Here is a 16,307-nt window from a genome sequence, read left to right on the forward strand (position 1 = left end):
TGTTTTCACTCAGCTAGCACCAAACAGGCTATGGGCGATAAACCTTAACGTTCGTATGGCCCTGTTCCATCAAATAAAGCGCTTGTAGCTTACTCATGACACCACGATCACAATACAGTAAGTAAGAACGGCTTTGATCTAAGTCAGTAAATTGAGTGCCGAGTTTAAAGAAAGGAATATGAAGAACTTCAACACCGTCAAGCTCTAGTGGCGCAGCTTCTTCTTCTTCAGCTGAACGAATATCAATCACTACTTCTTCAGAAGATAAATCTTGAACTGTTTCAGTCTCTGTTACTTGAGCATCCATCTCTGCTGCGATATCACGAACGTTCATGATGATCGCTTTCTCAGCAGTTTTAGCAACAAGCTCTTCAGTGAACTTCTCTTCTTCTGATAAAATTTTAGACAATACCGCTTTCACTGTTGGCTTTTGTGAAATAACACCGCAATATTCTGGAATTGATTTGGCAAAATCTTCTGTACCAATGACACGAGATTCATCAATAATGTCTTGCTTATCCATAGTAATAAGTGGACGCAAAATGAGTAAATCAGTACTGCGGTCAATCACATTTAAGTTGGTCAACGTCTGGCTAGAAACTTGGCCTAAACTTTCACCTGTTACAAGCGCTTGAATTTTAAGACGATCTGCAACTCGTGTTGCAACTTTCATCATCATACGCTTTAAAATAACACCCATTTGACCGTTATCTATACGCTCTAGGATTTCAGTAACAACATCTTCAAATGGAATGGTAATGAACTTAACTTTGTGCGACTCGCCGTACTTCTTCCATAAGTGATACGCTACCTGCTTAACGCCAATCTCATGCTGAGCGCCACCTAAGTTAAAGAAGCAATAGTGCGTTCTTGCACCTTTTTTAATAAACTGGAAGCTGGATACACCAGAGTCGAAACCACCAGAAATAAGCGAAAGTACGTCTTCTTGAGTAGCAATCGGGAAGCCACCTAAACCGTCAACACGATCAACGACCATATAAAGTTTATCTTGGCTGATCTCAAGGTTAATCGTCATATCAGGATTTTTAAGTTTTACACCTAAAGCTTCAGTATGTTGATTTAACCCGCCACCAACATAACGCTCTACGTCGTTAGACTTAAAATCATGCTTGCCGTTTCGCTTCACACGAACACAAAAGGTTTTGCCGACGAGTTTGTCTTTATACAAGGGTAATGCATGCTGATAGATATCATCCATTGTTTCAAAGCTGAACTCTTGAACTTGCAATGAATGAGCAATCCCAGGAATACACCCTAGGCGTTCACTTACCGCAGCAACTAATTCGTCTGAACCATTAGGTACATTTACTAAAATTTTATCCCACTGACGTTGAACCGCTACCCCATCATCCACACGCTTTAGAACATTACGCATATTTGATTCAAGCATTTTGGTAAAGCGAACCCTTACCGAGCGGCTTTTCATCATAATTTCAGGGTATAACTTAACAATAAACTTCATTGGGTTTCCGCAGTAACAAAGATTGAACAAAAAAGTGGCGCAAATTATACAGTGTCGACACTAGATTGCATAATCTGAGTTGCAAGTTTTATGCGATAGATTTGATTAAACCCATTTCGAACCATGCTTGTAACGCTTGTAGCACTTCAATAGGTGCTTGTGATTCATCAAAATATTCAAGCATAGCTTCACATTGCTGAGCAAAATTAGCCCCCCGAATAAAGCCCTCAATGAGTTCAAGTTGATATGGCATGATTGAAGTAAATTCGGTGAGCCTCGATTCACCACGCCATAATAACCAATGACGCTGATGCTCGAGATCTGGTTCTGGCGGCATTTCTTCCGCTTTCACTGCTTGCCATATTTCAACCGCATTTGACTCACAAGTGAACAACTGCACACTGGGATGAAAACGAAGCTGAGCTTCAGGCCATTGCTCTGCTGGCAATGCCTGTAAGTCAGAAAAATTGGCTCGTTCAGTATCACTCGCATCAAACGAGTTTAATAGTCGTCGTTCAAAACGTGCGATTTCAGCCATTTGTGGATAATCACTGAACGGCTCAGTTTGCGATAAAAATTCTGGTAATTCATCACAAAATTGCCTGAGTGACTTAAATTTAGACGGCTTTGAATTAATATAAGCACGCACCATATCTTCAAACCAATCATCCCCTAGATAATGAGCAAGGATGTCATGATCGGTTTCGATAGTTGAGCGTAATCTTGCATAATAAGCATTAGCGTAAATCACTAACCGTGTATTAGCGCTGATATTACCCTGCTCAACAACGTGTTGATTGAATGAGTGTGCTTCCAAATTATTGTTAGCTAAATTGGCTTCTAAAATGTAGTCAAAAAAGCCTTCTTGTAATTCTCGTAACTGACTCATACTGCTACCTTATCAAAAGTCTGTGCAGCAATTTGTCTTGCTTGATCGAGCTCAGCCACTAATTCATTTAATGGTGGGATGTTATCGTCACGCTCTATCATAGTGCTGACCATACCATAACGCTTAAGCGTGTAGGCATACAGTTCCCACACACTCTTGGGTACATCATGATCATGAGTATCAATGACGTAATCCCCAAAATCACTGTGCCCGGCCAAGTGGAACTGCTGCACTCGTCTTGGGTCAATATGATCGATATATGCTTTAGGATTAAAATCGTGATTTCTACTGCTTACATAAATATTATTGATATCGAGTAAAATCAAAGAGTCTGCTCTATCAGCAACTTCTTGTAAAAACTCCCACTCACTCATTTCAGATTCTTTGTAAGACATATAGCTAGAAACATTTTCAATCAGTATTCGACGACCTAAAAAGTCCTGAACTTGAGCAATTCGATTTGCTACATGATCGATAGTTTCTTCAGTGTAAGGTAACGGCAAAAGATCATGACTGTTTAAGCCATGAATGGAGCTCCAACAGATATGATCTGATATCCACTTAGGATTAATTTCATTTGCTAATGTTTTTAGCGATTTTAAGTAATCCATATCTAATGGGTCAGTGCTACCGATAGTCATTGACACACCATGCATTACGACAGGGTATCGCTCAGCCATTGCATGTAAATAATATTTGGGCTTACCACCTGCAACCATATAGTTTTCAGACAATATTTCAAACCAATCTACGTTAGGAGATTGGTTTAAAATATCTTCAAAATGATTGGTTCTTAAACCTAATCCAAAACCAAGTGAAGGGTGAAGTAAACTTTCAGAATTCATATCAGACATGAGCACACTTTCTTAAAAGAAAGGTTGCGATGCATCGCAACCTAGATAAGCAAACAAAAGGTGATTAACCTTTTTTACCACCGATGTCAGCACACGATTTAGCTGGTGCGTTAACAAAGCCAGTACCTTTACAGCTTGCGTGACCACCACAAGCGTTCTTATCAGTCTTACAATCGTTGTGACCTTTACATACGTTCACACCGTAGCACTTAACTAGATCGGCCTTAGCAACAGTACCTTTCCACTTATCTTGTATTGAACCACCAACGTCTTTACAAGACTTGCTTGGCATCGCAACAAAACCTGTGCCTTTACAACTAGCATGACCACCACAAGCATTGCTTTCAGTTTTACAGTCATTATGGCCTTTACAAACATTAACACCATAACAATGAACCAAGTCTGTACTAGCTGAAGAACTACCTGCTGGTGCAGCTTGAGCTGTTGAAGTTAAACCAGCCATAGCTAGTGCAAGAGTAGCGCCTGTGATTGCCGATTGTGCTTTCTTATTCATTCGAATTTCCTTTGCATCTTTATAAGGGTTATGTCTATGAATGCGCTGTGCAAAATCGGCTCCCCCCTCTCATGCACATCATATTCGCAAACAAAGACCTGCTCCTGCCCAAGAAAATTTCAAAAGCCCTCAAAAAATCAAAAAACTCTTAGTTTTAGTTGTTAAATAATCGAGATTTTTAACAAAAAAAATGATCGTGTACGCAATATTAAACGTGCTTAATAACAGGTTACATACACAAAAAAAACACGATAATACCAGCGACAGGCAAACCAATTACCTGGATATAACAATGACAAGCTTAACTACACACACTTCGAACACGAGCAAGTACTACTTGGATATAACCCAAGCAGGCGTAAATAAACTAGTCACCATTGCTGATGATGCCATTGACCATAAGGATAGCTGGCAGTCGTTTACCATAAAGAGCCCTACAGGTAAGATAAAAAAATTCCAAATTAAGTTTTCAACTAATGAAGATGGTAGCCACAAAGAGGTAGCATTCAGGAGAAATAACTTGGCTTCAAAACTTAGTAGAAGCCAATTTTTCAGGCGCTTTATTGCGGATCAATCGACTAAAGAGACCAAAGAGACATTAAAATTCGGCCAAGCTAAAGCAATATTACAACGCTATGTATTAAGTCAACACTCTATACGAAATAACTCTTTCGTAGGCAATAACACTAATGCCGTAAAACCAGCTCATCAACACCTACTCTCACCAGCACAACTCGAAAAAACAGCAGAACCATTTAAGACATCAAGTGGCATTACTCACGTTATTGCACCATCAAAAGTCGTCAACCAAATACTACAAAACACACAGGCAAATGACCACTCAGCGATTGTTATTGGGCTTGAAGGCACTTTATGCCGCTCTAAAGGTATTGATTCTGCAGCGGAACAGGAACGTCCTCTGGATTCTAAATTGCCTGAAGCTATCAAAAAGCTAAAGCAACAAAGACCTGATATGCGCATTATCCTTAGTAGCCAAACGCCATATACTCAAAAACAGGATGTTTTGGATAAGCTTAATAAATTTGGACTTTCTCCAGATGATTTCCATTTCATTCATTGCGATGGAGATCCTGAATTTGAATATGAGCATCCAATTTCACAAGGGCAATTAGTCAGCTCTAATGCAGCAGCAGGAAAAAAAGAATGCCTTCTATCCTGTTTAAACAAATTAGAAGATGAACCTTGGCTTCCAAGCCGAGCCATTATGATTGATCAATCAAGTGAAGAACTTAAAGATGTTGCAAAATCATGTCGTGACTATGGAAGAGAAGGAATACCTTTTCAAGCTTATCAAACTCATTTAGATCAACACTTAGCATTTCTAAGCGAAAATTCACAAGCTAGCGCATCTAATAATAGACAGGGAGCAAATGAACCATATCAGGCACAGCAAATTTCTTGGGATGAAAACCATCTTTACCATGATGAAGATCCAAGTGGTGACTCAATTACTCCTAGCACTAACATTAGTGAACAAGAGACACATTCATCAATTGAGGTAACCACCCCACACATCAACACTATTGAACAAAGCTCATCGGCAGAAGATGAGCCAATTACACTAAATAGCGAGGTTACCGAGCTAGGCTTACTGGAACGAGCACCTTTCACCGCTCAACATTACTATATGATGTTAAGAGGGTAATATTAATCGCTATATAAAAGTGTCATTAAGGCTTTAAAGGAATAAGGCCTTGGTATGAATCAATAAAACTCATCGTTCTAAAACATTAAATTAAATTAAATATTTACAGATAGTTAAGCTTGTTTAATATAGCGTTCTTTATCAAGAAAGAACCAAAAAGATAAGCCATAATGTAACTATAGAGATGACAATAATAGGAGGGGTAATATGATTACTTTACAATCACCCCCGACAAACAGTGGTCAAGCAACAGACACTAATTATCACTTAGACTACGCACAAGAAAACAATTTACAAGGACTAAAAAAAATTGCTTCGAAAGCTGCGGACAGTAAAAACAACTGGAAAAGTTTTACTGTTAAAACTCCTGACGGCTCTATAAAAAAGTTCCAAGTAAAACTGATTATCAAACGAGGTGAAGAAACTAAAGTTGATATAAGAAGAAGCGGCTTTAAAGCGTTTTGGGCAAGGCATGGTTTTGGTAGTCTTATCAATACTACGGCAAGAAAAGCTGAAACGGAAAGTTACACCAGTGCTTTTAACGATACCCTGAAGCGTTACACAGTAAGTGCGAGAAGCATTAAAGCGGACTCAAAAACTGAAAAGGCAGCCAATCAGCATTTCCTTAACACAACTGAATTACAAGCTGTAGAGCCCTTTAAAAACAAAGATGGTTATACTTCAGTTATGGCTCCATCAAACGTTTTAAAAGACTTAGCTGAAGGTAAAGAGAGTGATGAGCATATTGCATTAGTTTTCGATTTAGACAGCACCTTATACACTGAGGGAGACTACATTTTTGATAGCACAAAAAACGTTAAGTCACTAGACCCTGAATTGCCAGAGATGCTAAAAACACTAAAATCAAAACACAAAAACTTACGTATTTTCATTAATACTCAGACCCCCAAAGACAAAGAAGATTTAATGAGGGAGAAGCTCATCCAATCTGGTTACGATCCAGATTTATTTGACTTTAGACTTATGAAAAAAGATAAAGAACGGATGTATAATGGGGAGATGGCTAGTAACAAATGTGAGAGTTTACTTTCAGCATTTGAAGATTTAAAGGCTCTAGGCTGGAAGCCTGAAAAAGTTAAGTACTTCGATGATAGTCCAATGGAATTGAAATGTATGAAAAGAGATTTAAATACAAAGAATATTCCACTCGACTGTTACCAGGTACACGCTGCTAAACATTTTACTGATTATGGAAAAATAGTCGGAATGGGTGCGGAAGATACTGTAAAACGCAGCCATTCAGAAACTCAAATAAAGTGCGAAGACTTAATAGATAAAGCTAGGGATGATACTCAACATTACTATTACATGCTCAGGGGCTAAGCTCTTCATATATTTAAGCAAAAGGCGATATTCAAAACACTATCGCCTTTCCAATTTTTGAACAACTGAAACCTAAGGCTCAATCCTAATCTCATCACTTTCGTGCGGCTTACCTTGCTCAATAGCAATTTCCACACGACGATTTCGAGCACGATTAATTGGATTGGTATTTGGCACTAAAGGGGACGTTGATGCTAATCCGACCACCTTTAACCGCTGTTCATCAAAGCCATCAGCTTTTATCATTTCATGTGCCACTGAAAGTGCACGTTTACTCGAAAGCTCCCAGTTTGAGCTATACAGTTCATTACTGACTCGATAATCATCCGTGTGACCAGAAACCGTAATGATCCCTGGCACATCCTTTAGTAACGAGCCCACTTTACGCATAATTGGTCTAAAACGAGGTTGTAGGAACCCCGATCCTGAAGCAAAAGCACCTTTTTCACGGATTCGAATGATAATCTGCTGCCCTAAAGACTCTAGCTCAATCGCACCGTCTTCAATTTGCTCTTCAAGTTGTTTAGCTAGCTTCTTAAGCTGCTCATTGATTTGCTCTTGATTCGCTGCTGAATCTGCCGTTTCTTTCTTTTCAGCTTCTTCTTGTGCAGTAGATGATGCATCACCACCACGGCGTTCACCACGCTGATCTTGTACACCGCCTGCACTGTCTGACTCGCCTTCTTGGAAGTTCAGCATCGGCTCTGTCATTTCGCTGGTTTGTTGGTTAATCACTTCAATTGGTGTTGGATCAGGTCTACCCGGGCGGAACTCAAGCGCAATGACAGATGTACCTTTGGGGATGTCTTTTACTTCAATTTTATTTTGCACACCAAAGGCATACTTCATTGAGCCTGAAAGTTGCTTGAACTTAAGCACGTCCATTTCTGAAAACGCTAACAGCAATACGAAAAAGCACATTAGCAGTGACATTAAGTCAGCAAATGTTGCCAACCACATTGGAGCGCCCGGTGGCGGGCAATCGCACCCTTTTTTAGCCATGGGTTACTCCTCAGCGCTGCCTTCGCCGCGTTTTTTTTCTGCCAGATAACTTTTAAGGAAGCCTTCTATCACACGTGGATTTTGACCGTCTTGAATGGCAAGTACCGCATCCATGATCAGGCTGCGATTGCGCATTTCTTCATTCATACGCAAAGCAAGCTTATCGGCAATTGGAATGGCAACCATGTTCGCCACCATTGCACCATAAAGGGTCGTAAGGAGTGCTACAGCCATTGAAGGTCCAATGGATTTTGGGTCATCCATATTTTGCAGCATGGCGACTAGACCCACGAGAGTACCAATCATTCCCATCGCAGGTGCAACATCACCTAAGGCGGTGAAAATTTTAACACCCGATTTATGGCGCTCTTCAGTAAGCGCAATGTCTTTTTCTAATGCTGCACGCACTACTTCACCATCATGACCATCAACTAACATATCGACGGCTTTTTGCATAAATGGGTTTGTTATCGTTGCTTCTTCTAAAGCTAAAAACCCCCCTTTACGAGCAGCATCAGCCATCGTTACTGATTGTTCAATCAGATCTTCAGGCTTATCCAACTTAAAAATAAAGGCTTTAATTGCAATTTTAATTGCGCCCAAAAACTGCCCTAAATTGAACTTCATCATTACTACGAATAATGAACCAAATAGAACAATTAGAATCGACGCTACATCAACGAACGCCCCAATGCCACTTTCAGTGGTCGCCATTGAGCCTAAAACAAAACCAAACGCGCCTAAAATTCCAATTAGTGTTGCTAAATCCACAACTTATCCTCGCCAAAAACTGCGTAACTTCCTTTTGTCTCACCTTACGTTCGACTAATAGAACCACAAAAAACTGCAGCGTATTGTACTTAAAAGCTCACCGCGAGTCTCAACTAAAAAACAACTCCATGTTCACAATTTGTGCAAACAGTTTACAAATCACGCGATTACTATTGTTTTAACTAATTTCGCCTATCAATCATTTATCGGTCAAAATAACCTCAAGTTTAGGTAAAAATCGTTAAAACAGCTTTTTTTTCTTTTTTACCTCATTTTGTGATTAAAATTTCTGCGGCTAAATTTGACCCTAAGCACTCGCTGATATACTTTGTGCATCGCATACCATAAGGAAACTTCACCGTGGCAAAGAAAACAGAGAACTTAAGTTTTGAAGAGTCAATTTCTGCACTTGAGCAAATTGTTGCTGAACTAGAAAAAGGCGATATTCCACTCGATAAAGCACTGTCCCAATTTGAACAAGGTATTGCGCTTGTCCGCCAAAGCCAAAGTAAGCTAGAACAAGCACAACAAAAGGTATCTGTTCTGCTTCAAGAAGATGGCGAAGCTAAATTAAAGCCATTTATCGAAGAGGAATAATTTGAGTGGCTGACGCAGAATTAAAGATTTCACTGGCATCTTACCAACACCGTGTAAATCAGATCATTGAATCCCATATCAATGCTTTACCGAATCATGCGACAAAACTAAAAGAAGCAATGAAATATTGCACTGTACTTGGCGGTAAACGCATTCGCCCTTTTTTGGTATACAGTATTGGTGAAATGTTGAATGTTAAGCTCGAACAACTTGACGCTTGTGCTGCTGCGATTGAATGCATTCATGCCTATTCACTTGTGCACGATGATTTGCCTGCAATGGATGACGACGACTTAAGACGTGGCCAACCAACGGTTCATATTGCGTATGATGAAGCAACAGCAATTCTGGTCGGCGATGCACTGCAATCCCTCGCTTTTGAAGTACTTAGCCATGATGACAGCGGGCTTTCTGCATCTCAACAACTCAATATGCTAAAAGTTTTATCTAAAGCTGCTGGCTATTCAGGTATGTGTGGCGGCCAAGCCATTGATCTGGCTTCAACAAATCAACGTATTGATTTGGAGAAACTTACTGAGCTGCATGCATTAAAAACTGGCGCTTTGATATCATGCTCTGTAGAGCTGGCCTTAATTGCATCAAACGCAGACATAAATACCAAAGAATCACTGAGAACTTTTGCTAAAAAAATAGGTTTAGCCTTCCAAGTACAAGATGATATTTTAGACATCACATCAACAACAGAAGAGCTGGGTAAACCTCAAGGTTCTGACACTGACGCAAACAAAAGTACCTTTCCGTCACTATTAGGTTTAGAACAAGCAAAACTGACAGCAGAACAATTAATTAATGACGCACTATCAGCGTTGGCTGATTTGCCCTACAATAGCAAAATTATTGAAGATTTTGCCCAATATCTCGTGGTGCGTCGAGTATAAAAAAGTCAAAGACCCTTTATATGAGTGTGGATATCAATCAATTTCCAGTATTAGCAAAAGCAAATACTCCAGAAGAATTAAGACAGCTTCCTAAAACACAGCTGCCAAAACTTGCGGATGAATTACGTGAGTTTTTATTAAAATCTGTAGGTAAATCCAGTGGTCATTTCGCCTCAGGTCTTGGAACCGTCGAGCTGACTGTTGCTTTGCACTATGTTTATAAAACACCTTTCGATCGCCTAATTTGGGATGTGGGGCATCAAGCATACCCACATAAAATCCTTACCGGTCGCAGAGATAGAATGCACACCATTCGTCAAAAAGATGGACTGCACCCTTTCCCTTTCCGTGAAGAAAGTGAATACGATACTTTTAGTGTTGGTCATTCAAGCACTTCTATCAGTGCCGCTTTAGGCATGGCTATCGCAGCAGAAAAAGAACAAGCAGGACGTAAAGTTGTTTCTGTTATTGGTGACGGCGCAATTACTGGTGGCATGGCGTTTGAGGCCATGAACCACGCAGGTTCATTACACAACGATATGTTAGTTGTGTTGAATGACAATGAAATGTCAATTTCTGAAAACGTTGGTGCGCTTAACAATCACCTTGCTCAAATCATGTCTGGTCGCTTTTATGCCAACATTCGTGAGGGAGGAAAAAAAGCCCTTCAAGGCATGCCAATGGTCAAAGAAATGGTTCGCCGTACTGAAGAGCACCTCAAAGGTATGGTTGTTCCAGGAACGCTATTCGAAGAACTTGGATTTAACTATATTGGCCCAATTGACGGTCATGATGTTGAAGCGCTGGTTGAAACCCTCAGTAACATGCGCAACCTCAAAGGTCCTCAGTTCTTACACATCATGACCAAAAAAGGTCGTGGTTACGAGCCTGCAGAAAAAGATCCTATCGGCTGGCATGCCGTGCCGAAATTTGATCCAAGTGAATTTAAAAAACCAGCTTCAGCACCTTCAAACCCTACGTTTTCACAAGTTTTCGGTAAATGGTTGTGTGACGTTGCTGAAAATGATGAAAAGCTACTAGCCATTACTCCCGCAATGCGTGAAGGTTCTGGCATGGTTGAATTCTCTCAACGCTTTCCTAAGCAGTATTTCGATGCCGCAATTGCTGAACAACATGCCGTAACCCTAGGAGCAGGATTTGCTACTGAAGGATATGGAGCAGTTGTCGCCATATACTCCTCCTTCTTACAGCGTGGTTATGATCAGCTCATTCATGATGTAGCCATTCAGAATTTACCTGTTTTATTTGCCATCGATCGTGGTGGAATTGTTGGTGCCGACGGTGAAACTCACCAAGGAGCATTCGACTTAAGCTACCTGCGCTGTATTCCAAACATGGTAATCATGGCTCCATCAGACGAAAACGAGTGTCGTCAAATGCTTTACACGGGCCACTTATACACTGATGGACCTACTGCTGTACGCTATCCGAGAGGCAGTGCTACAGGTGCAGAACAAGTTACGGAAATGACGACATTAGCAATCGGTAAAGGCAAAATCGTACGAAAAGGTCAAAAGATTGCGATTTTAAACTTCGGTACAATCTTAGCTTCCGCTATGACTGCAGCAGAAGCGCTGGACGCCACGGTTGCCGACATGCGCTTTGTAAAACCGCTTGATGAAGAGTTGGTTTCTCAGCTTGCGTCAGAGCATGACGTATTAGTCACAGTTGAAGAGAACGCTATCGCGGGCGGTGCAGGTTCGGCAGTTTTAGAGTTTTTAAATAAAAATAAAACTCTCAAGCCAGTATTACAAATTGGTATCCCAGACGAATTTATTAAGCACGGTGCGACTAATCTAGTGTTAGAAGAGTTGAAACTCGATGCGAAAGGCATTCAGCAACAAATCACTGATTACCTAGCTTAAGTTAATATATAGAAAAGCCTAGTCTTTGATTCTAGGCTTTTTTATTTCTAATTTTGAACAAATTCTGACTACCTCGTAAGCAGTTGATTCTATATGCTGAAAATCTCGCCAATTCAGGGATGACAACTTAAAGTAAACTTCGTATACTTCAACTCGCTTCGATAATTCATTATCAAAGTCGGCCCCTTAGCTCAGTTGGTTAGAGCATACGACTCATAATCGTCAGGTCCACAGTTCAAGTCTGTGAGGGGCCACCACTTATTCAATACATAAGAGCCTGCAATAGCAGGCTTTTTTGTTATCTGGCGTTTAATTTCTCAGTTATTTTAATAACCTAAATAAATAATTGCCTATGTTTACATTTATTCAAATCGCCATACAAGACATCTTTAATTTGTAGCTAAAGGGTTAGAGCTAAGCGTACCAAATAAAGCTATAACCCAAACAAATAGAGTTTTATCATCTTGATTCAAGACTTAAGTCAGGACTTTGTTTTACAGGAGTCTATTCAACTACTCTCTGGTCAGCGACTTCAGACGAAAATATGCCCCTCTTCCACCAGCTTGTTTCGGACATATTCAAGAACTGTTAACTCACAATTTAAAACATGTACCTACTTTTATAAAGCAATACGTTTATCATTAAGGTGACCAGAATTTACAACTCGTATCATTGAGCTGGTGAGCTTGCTGTTTTTCTCTTATATCTTGATTAACTCCTAACCTCCTTAATTCGGTATTTACGAATAAAAAGATTAACGTCAAATTAAGGTTTATTCACCATTCTGTTATGGGTTCTAAGTCTCCTTTATCATCGAGTTCCCATTTTCAGTATTTCATACCTTAAGAGAAAGTTATATGTCATTGACTATTATGAGTGCACAACATGCAGTTACTGTGAGTGGTTTTATTCAAGAATAATCAGCACCATGTAAACTCAATAGTACCGGCAATGGATGATTCACCTCCAGCCAAGAGACATGAGCATAATCATTAAATATAACTCTTATTGACTTAAGTTGTGCTTCGTAAAGCGATTTAAATTTTAAAGATTACTTTTATTCATAAATCACATTCAGGCAGGTTCTTGATGAAAAAAATTCTCATCTTATTATTTACTCTACTTTTTTCCTCACAGGCATTTGCATTTGGTGAAACTGGACACAGGATTGTTGCAGAAATCGCACAACGATTATTAACCCCTACAGCTAAACAGGCCATTTTAAAGATCACTGAAGGCTACCCTTTAGCTAAGCTTGCAACCTTCCCCGATGACGTGCGCCCCTCTCCGGCTTGGGAACATACGTTTATTTGGCACTTTATGAGTGCAAGAGATGCTTCCAACATATATCAACAGAAAGCCAATGGTGAACCTGCAAATATTATTCAAGCACTTCCATATTTCGAAAATAAGTTAATACACCACAACGAATTAACGCCAGAGCAACGTTGGCAAGCTTTGGCCTTTTATGTTCACCTTGTTGGTGATATTCATCAACCGCTTCATGTTGGATATGCGTCAGACAGAGGAGGAAATGAAATTAAAGTAACTTTTTTAGGCAAGCCAAGTGAACTTCATCGTGTTTGGGACTCTGGAATGATTGATGCTCAAAAATTATCGTATGAGGAATATGCTACTTTTCTAAAACCAACGAGTAAAGACATCAAAAAATGGAGTGATTCTTCCTATGTAAATTGGGCAAAAGAATCTGTAGCTTGCCGCTCCATTGTTTATGGAAAGTTACCTCATAAACAGCATGGAATATACGAATTGTCTTTCACATACATGTATCAAGCTTTACCTTCCTTAAACCAACGAATGCAACAAGCTGGTGTTCGATTAGCTTTAAAACTGAATAAAATTTTCGGTTAACATTTTACGTTTTCACTCGATGAAATAGAAATGACCCACTTTGGTCATTTTTTCTTCACCCAAGCATCATTTTAGCTAAACATATTTGCAACAAATCTCCCCTAGACTTGCCGCCGTTGATAATAATTAATTACCTGGTGGGGAGAACCATGCCTTCAACATTCGCAAAATCTGTTTTGGCTAGTGCCGTTTATTTCGCTTTATCACCTCTTACTTTTGCTGATGATGTTGCAAAGCAAGATGATGATTCTCAGATAGAAAAAATCACCGTTGCAGGCAAACGTATTGCTGTAGCAAATAATAATGCAAGCCAAGTGATGATTGAACAAAAAGCACCGATTTCAAGTGTACTCGATACCATTAACAACTTACCCGGTATCAGCATTAATCAAGGTGACGCTTTTGGCGGAGACGATTGGTCAACGACCATTACCATGCGTGGTTTCACTATCGACAGTAATCAACAGCAAATTGGTATGACTATCGACGGATTACCAAATGGTAACTCGAATTACGGTGGTGGTGCTAAAGCAAACCGTTACATTGGAATTCAAAATTTAGCGACAGTTGATGTAACACAAGGTACTTCAGATCTTTCTTCCGCATCGCTGGAGGCACTAGGTGGCACGTTTAATTTCATCTCGAAAGATCCTTCAATGGAGCGTGAGACGACGATTGAATACACAACTGGCAGCCACGACGCAAAACAATACTTTGCCCGTCATGAAACAGGTGAAATCCTCGAAAACACCTACGCCTACATCAGCTATGCAGATACAGAAACTAAACGTTGGATTGGTAGTGGTTCAAACGGTGGCTTCAAAAATCAACATGCCGAACTTAAATTTGTATCAGATATTAGCGACGACTTTACATTAACTGGCCGTGTGTCTTATGACGATGTGCATGAAGATAATTACAACAGCGTCAGTGTTGAACAGTTCAATCAAACTCCTGATTGGGATCAGCTAACTTGGAATTGGACTGGTGTGCCACATCTTGATCAAATGTTCGCAGAAGGCTGGTCAACACTGCGTGAAAACACTTTTGCTTATTTGAAATTTGATTACCAAGTTACAGACGATTTTTCGATTCAAGTAACACCTTATCATCATAGAAATAAAGGTCGTGGTGATTGGATCCCTCCTTATCTCGTTTACGCTGTTGACGAAAACGGCATTCAAACTGAACGATATGGCAGCATTGAGTCCACTTATGGCTTCACAGATGGTTCGGGTAACCCGTTATCACCTGCTGCGGGTTGTACAGCTAACTACGAGTGGCCTTGGAACTCTGGACCAGGATTACACCCTGCTTGCTACTCAAGAGATGCGGTACCAGTAATGTCGTTCCGTCATACTCATTACAAAAAAAATCGTAATGGTCTGACTGCAAACGCTGAGTTAGAGCTTGATAATCATGCACTAAAAGCTGGTATTTGGTATGAAGATAATAAACGTGATGAATCACGTGACTGGCACAAAGTGATTGATGCTCGTGTTTATCACCATTTTGACCAAACACCATATTGGACTCAATACGCACTGACTTTTGATACCACAACATTTAAGTGGTTCTTACAAGATACCATGACATTTGGCGACTTCACGATCAATCTGGGTGTCCAACAATACCTCGTTGACCTAGAAAAGTACGACTACTCGGCTCGCCAAACAACTGCAAAAGTAAATAGTGACTCTGACGTTTTATTCAGTGGTGGTATTTTGTATCAAGCAACCGATGAAGTTGAATTGTTTGGTAGTTATAGCCAAAACTTTGCGGCTATCAAAGATACGGCATTAGAGAGAGATGCTTCAGCACTGACGGATATTGAGCCAGAAACGGCCGACAACATTGAATTAGGTTTACGTTATCGTGCAGATAACTTTAACCTTCAAGCAACGCTTTACCATATTGAGTTCGACAACAGAATTACCTTCTTAGCGCCTAATGCAAACACAGGTGGTATCGATTACACGATTGGTACAAATGGTAGTTACTTAAACGTGGGTGGTATTGAGTCTAAAGGCCTTGAAGTCAGTGCCAACTGGGATGCTACTGAAGATTTAAGTTTCTACGCTTCTTATACGAACAATGATTCAGAATATGTTGGCAATGCACCTGGCTTTACTGAAGGCGAGCGAGTTATCGATTCGATAGAAGAAATGTGGGTTGTTACAGGTACATATCACATGGATAACTTGACCATTTCATCCTCTACAAAATACACAGGCGACAAAGGTGCAGCAGATGATTATACATTGTCTGACTTACGCATTGCCTATGCGATGGAGTTCTCAAGTAAAGCTGTAGATGCCGTAAACCTATCATTTGTTGTAAATAACTTATTTGATGAGCAATACCTAGCGGCAGGTACGGGGAGTGGCGAAACATTCTTTATCGGTGCAGGTAAAACGGCTGCATTAACTTTGGATGTTAAGTTCTAACTCTTATATGCCTGCGCCATAAAAGCGCAATACTTTTTCCCTAGACTTTGGGGCAAGGATGTTTTCTTGCCCTTTTTTTATTG

Annotated in this window: 13 protein-coding genes and 1 tRNA gene; 8 read left to right on the forward strand and 6 right to left on the reverse strand. The window is 40.1% G+C overall.

From position 1 onward, the window contains the following. Positions 1 to 28: 28 nt before the first annotated feature. From thiI to bufA2, 4 genes are all read right to left on the reverse strand, one after another. Positions 29 to 1,483 carry a tRNA uracil 4-sulfurtransferase ThiI gene (gene thiI / locus AC1EU2_RS02750; RefSeq protein WP_480296466.1) on the reverse strand — a complete coding sequence of 485 codons (1,455 nt, stop codon included), beginning with the start codon at positions 1,481 to 1,483 and terminating at the stop codon, positions 29 to 31. A gap of 88 nt (positions 1,484 to 1,571) precedes the next feature. Continuing rightward, positions 1,572 to 2,372 (reverse strand): HvfC/BufC family peptide modification chaperone, encoded by an 801-nt coding sequence (locus AC1EU2_RS02755; RefSeq protein ID WP_480296467.1) that lies wholly within the window; start codon positions 2,370 to 2,372, stop codon positions 1,572 to 1,574. Next, positions 2,369 to 3,217 (reverse strand): MNIO family bufferin maturase, encoded by an 849-nt coding sequence (bufB, locus tag AC1EU2_RS02760; RefSeq protein ID WP_480297066.1) that lies wholly within the window; start codon positions 3,215 to 3,217, stop codon positions 2,369 to 2,371. The genes AC1EU2_RS02755 and bufB overlap by 4 nt, the downstream gene beginning before the upstream one ends. A 73-nt stretch (positions 3,218 to 3,290) precedes the next feature. After that, the gene (bufA2, locus tag AC1EU2_RS02765; RefSeq protein WP_480296468.1) at positions 3,291 to 3,740 is read right to left on the reverse strand and encodes a BufA2 family periplasmic bufferin-type metallophore; all 450 of its coding nucleotides are present in this window, start codon (positions 3,738 to 3,740) and stop codon (positions 3,291 to 3,293) included. 292 nt (positions 3,741 to 4,032) lie between these two features. On the opposite strand from bufA2, the gene AC1EU2_RS02770 reads away from it, so the two are divergent. After that, complete coding sequence (locus tag AC1EU2_RS02770) at positions 4,033 to 5,406, forward strand: hypothetical protein (protein WP_480296469.1); 1,374 nt, start codon at positions 4,033 to 4,035, stop codon at positions 5,404 to 5,406. A 207-nt stretch (positions 5,407 to 5,613) separates the two neighbouring features. Beyond that, positions 5,614 to 6,750 (forward strand): HAD family hydrolase, encoded by a 1,137-nt coding sequence (locus tag AC1EU2_RS02775; protein WP_480296470.1) that lies wholly within the window; start codon positions 5,614 to 5,616, stop codon positions 6,748 to 6,750. A 72-nt stretch (positions 6,751 to 6,822) separates the two neighbouring features. On the opposite strand, the gene AC1EU2_RS02780 is transcribed toward AC1EU2_RS02775, so the two are convergent. Both AC1EU2_RS02780 and pomA read right to left on the reverse strand, forming a co-directional pair. Then, positions 6,823 to 7,752, reverse strand: coding sequence for a flagellar motor protein MotB (locus AC1EU2_RS02780; protein ID WP_480296471.1), 930 nt, complete (start codon positions 7,750 to 7,752; stop codon positions 6,823 to 6,825). A gap of 3 nt (positions 7,753 to 7,755) precedes the next feature. Continuing rightward, the gene (gene pomA / locus AC1EU2_RS02785) at positions 7,756 to 8,523 is read right to left on the reverse strand and encodes a flagellar motor protein PomA (RefSeq protein WP_129948167.1); all 768 of its coding nucleotides are present in this window, start codon (positions 8,521 to 8,523) and stop codon (positions 7,756 to 7,758) included. Positions 8,524 to 8,883: 360 nt separating this feature from the next. Here pomA and xseB point away from each other — a divergent pair, with 360 nt between their 5' ends. From xseB to AC1EU2_RS02815, 6 genes are all read left to right on the forward strand, one after another. After that, positions 8,884 to 9,120, forward strand: coding sequence for an exodeoxyribonuclease VII small subunit (gene xseB / locus AC1EU2_RS02790; protein WP_480296472.1), 237 nt, complete (start codon positions 8,884 to 8,886; stop codon positions 9,118 to 9,120). Positions 9,121 to 9,125: 5 nt separating this feature from the next. Next, positions 9,126 to 10,019, forward strand: coding sequence for a (2E,6E)-farnesyl diphosphate synthase (gene ispA, locus AC1EU2_RS02795; protein WP_480296473.1), 894 nt, complete (start codon positions 9,126 to 9,128; stop codon positions 10,017 to 10,019). A gap of 20 nt (positions 10,020 to 10,039) precedes the next feature. Beyond that, positions 10,040 to 11,905: a 1-deoxy-D-xylulose-5-phosphate synthase gene (dxs, locus tag AC1EU2_RS02800; protein ID WP_480296474.1), complete on the forward strand. Its 1,866-nt coding sequence runs from the start codon at positions 10,040 to 10,042 to the stop codon at positions 11,903 to 11,905. Positions 11,906 to 12,085: 180 nt separating this feature from the next. Then, a tRNA-Ile gene (locus tag AC1EU2_RS02805) sits at positions 12,086 to 12,162 on the forward strand. 832 nt (positions 12,163 to 12,994) lie between these two features. Further along, entirely contained in the window at positions 12,995 to 13,777 is a 783-nt protein-coding gene (locus AC1EU2_RS02810; RefSeq protein ID WP_480296475.1) for a S1/P1 nuclease, read from the forward strand. Between the two features lie 149 nt (positions 13,778 to 13,926). Next, the gene (locus AC1EU2_RS02815) at positions 13,927 to 16,224 is read left to right on the forward strand and encodes a TonB-dependent receptor domain-containing protein (protein ID WP_480296476.1); all 2,298 of its coding nucleotides are present in this window, start codon (positions 13,927 to 13,929) and stop codon (positions 16,222 to 16,224) included. Positions 16,225 to 16,307: the final 83 nt, after the last annotated feature.

The organism is Parashewanella sp. 2304DJ23-3 (assembly GCF_056591695.1).

Coding starts and splice junctions, on each gene's coding strand:
- AC1EU2_RS02775 (WP_480296470.1), top strand. CDS start 5,614: ATGATTACTTTACAATCACCCCCGACAAACAGTGGTCAAGCAACAGAC.
- AC1EU2_RS02780 (WP_480296471.1), bottom strand. CDS start 7,752: ATGGCTAAAAAAGGGTGCGATTGCCCGCCACCGGGCGCTCCAATGTGG.
- dxs (WP_480296474.1), top strand. CDS start 10,040: ATGAGTGTGGATATCAATCAATTTCCAGTATTAGCAAAAGCAAATACT.
- AC1EU2_RS02770 (WP_480296469.1), top strand. CDS start 4,033: ATGACAAGCTTAACTACACACACTTCGAACACGAGCAAGTACTACTTG.
- AC1EU2_RS02815 (WP_480296476.1), top strand. CDS start 13,927: ATGCCTTCAACATTCGCAAAATCTGTTTTGGCTAGTGCCGTTTATTTC.
- bufA2 (WP_480296468.1), bottom strand. CDS start 3,740: ATGAATAAGAAAGCACAATCGGCAATCACAGGCGCTACTCTTGCACTA.
- AC1EU2_RS02810 (WP_480296475.1), top strand. CDS start 12,995: ATGAAAAAAATTCTCATCTTATTATTTACTCTACTTTTTTCCTCACAG.
- thiI (WP_480296466.1), bottom strand. CDS start 1,483: ATGAAGTTTATTGTTAAGTTATACCCTGAAATTATGATGAAAAGCCGC.
- bufB (WP_480297066.1), bottom strand. CDS start 3,217: ATGAATTCTGAAAGTTTACTTCACCCTTCACTTGGTTTTGGATTAGGT.
- AC1EU2_RS02755 (WP_480296467.1), bottom strand. CDS start 2,372: ATGAGTCAGTTACGAGAATTACAAGAAGGCTTTTTTGACTACATTTTA.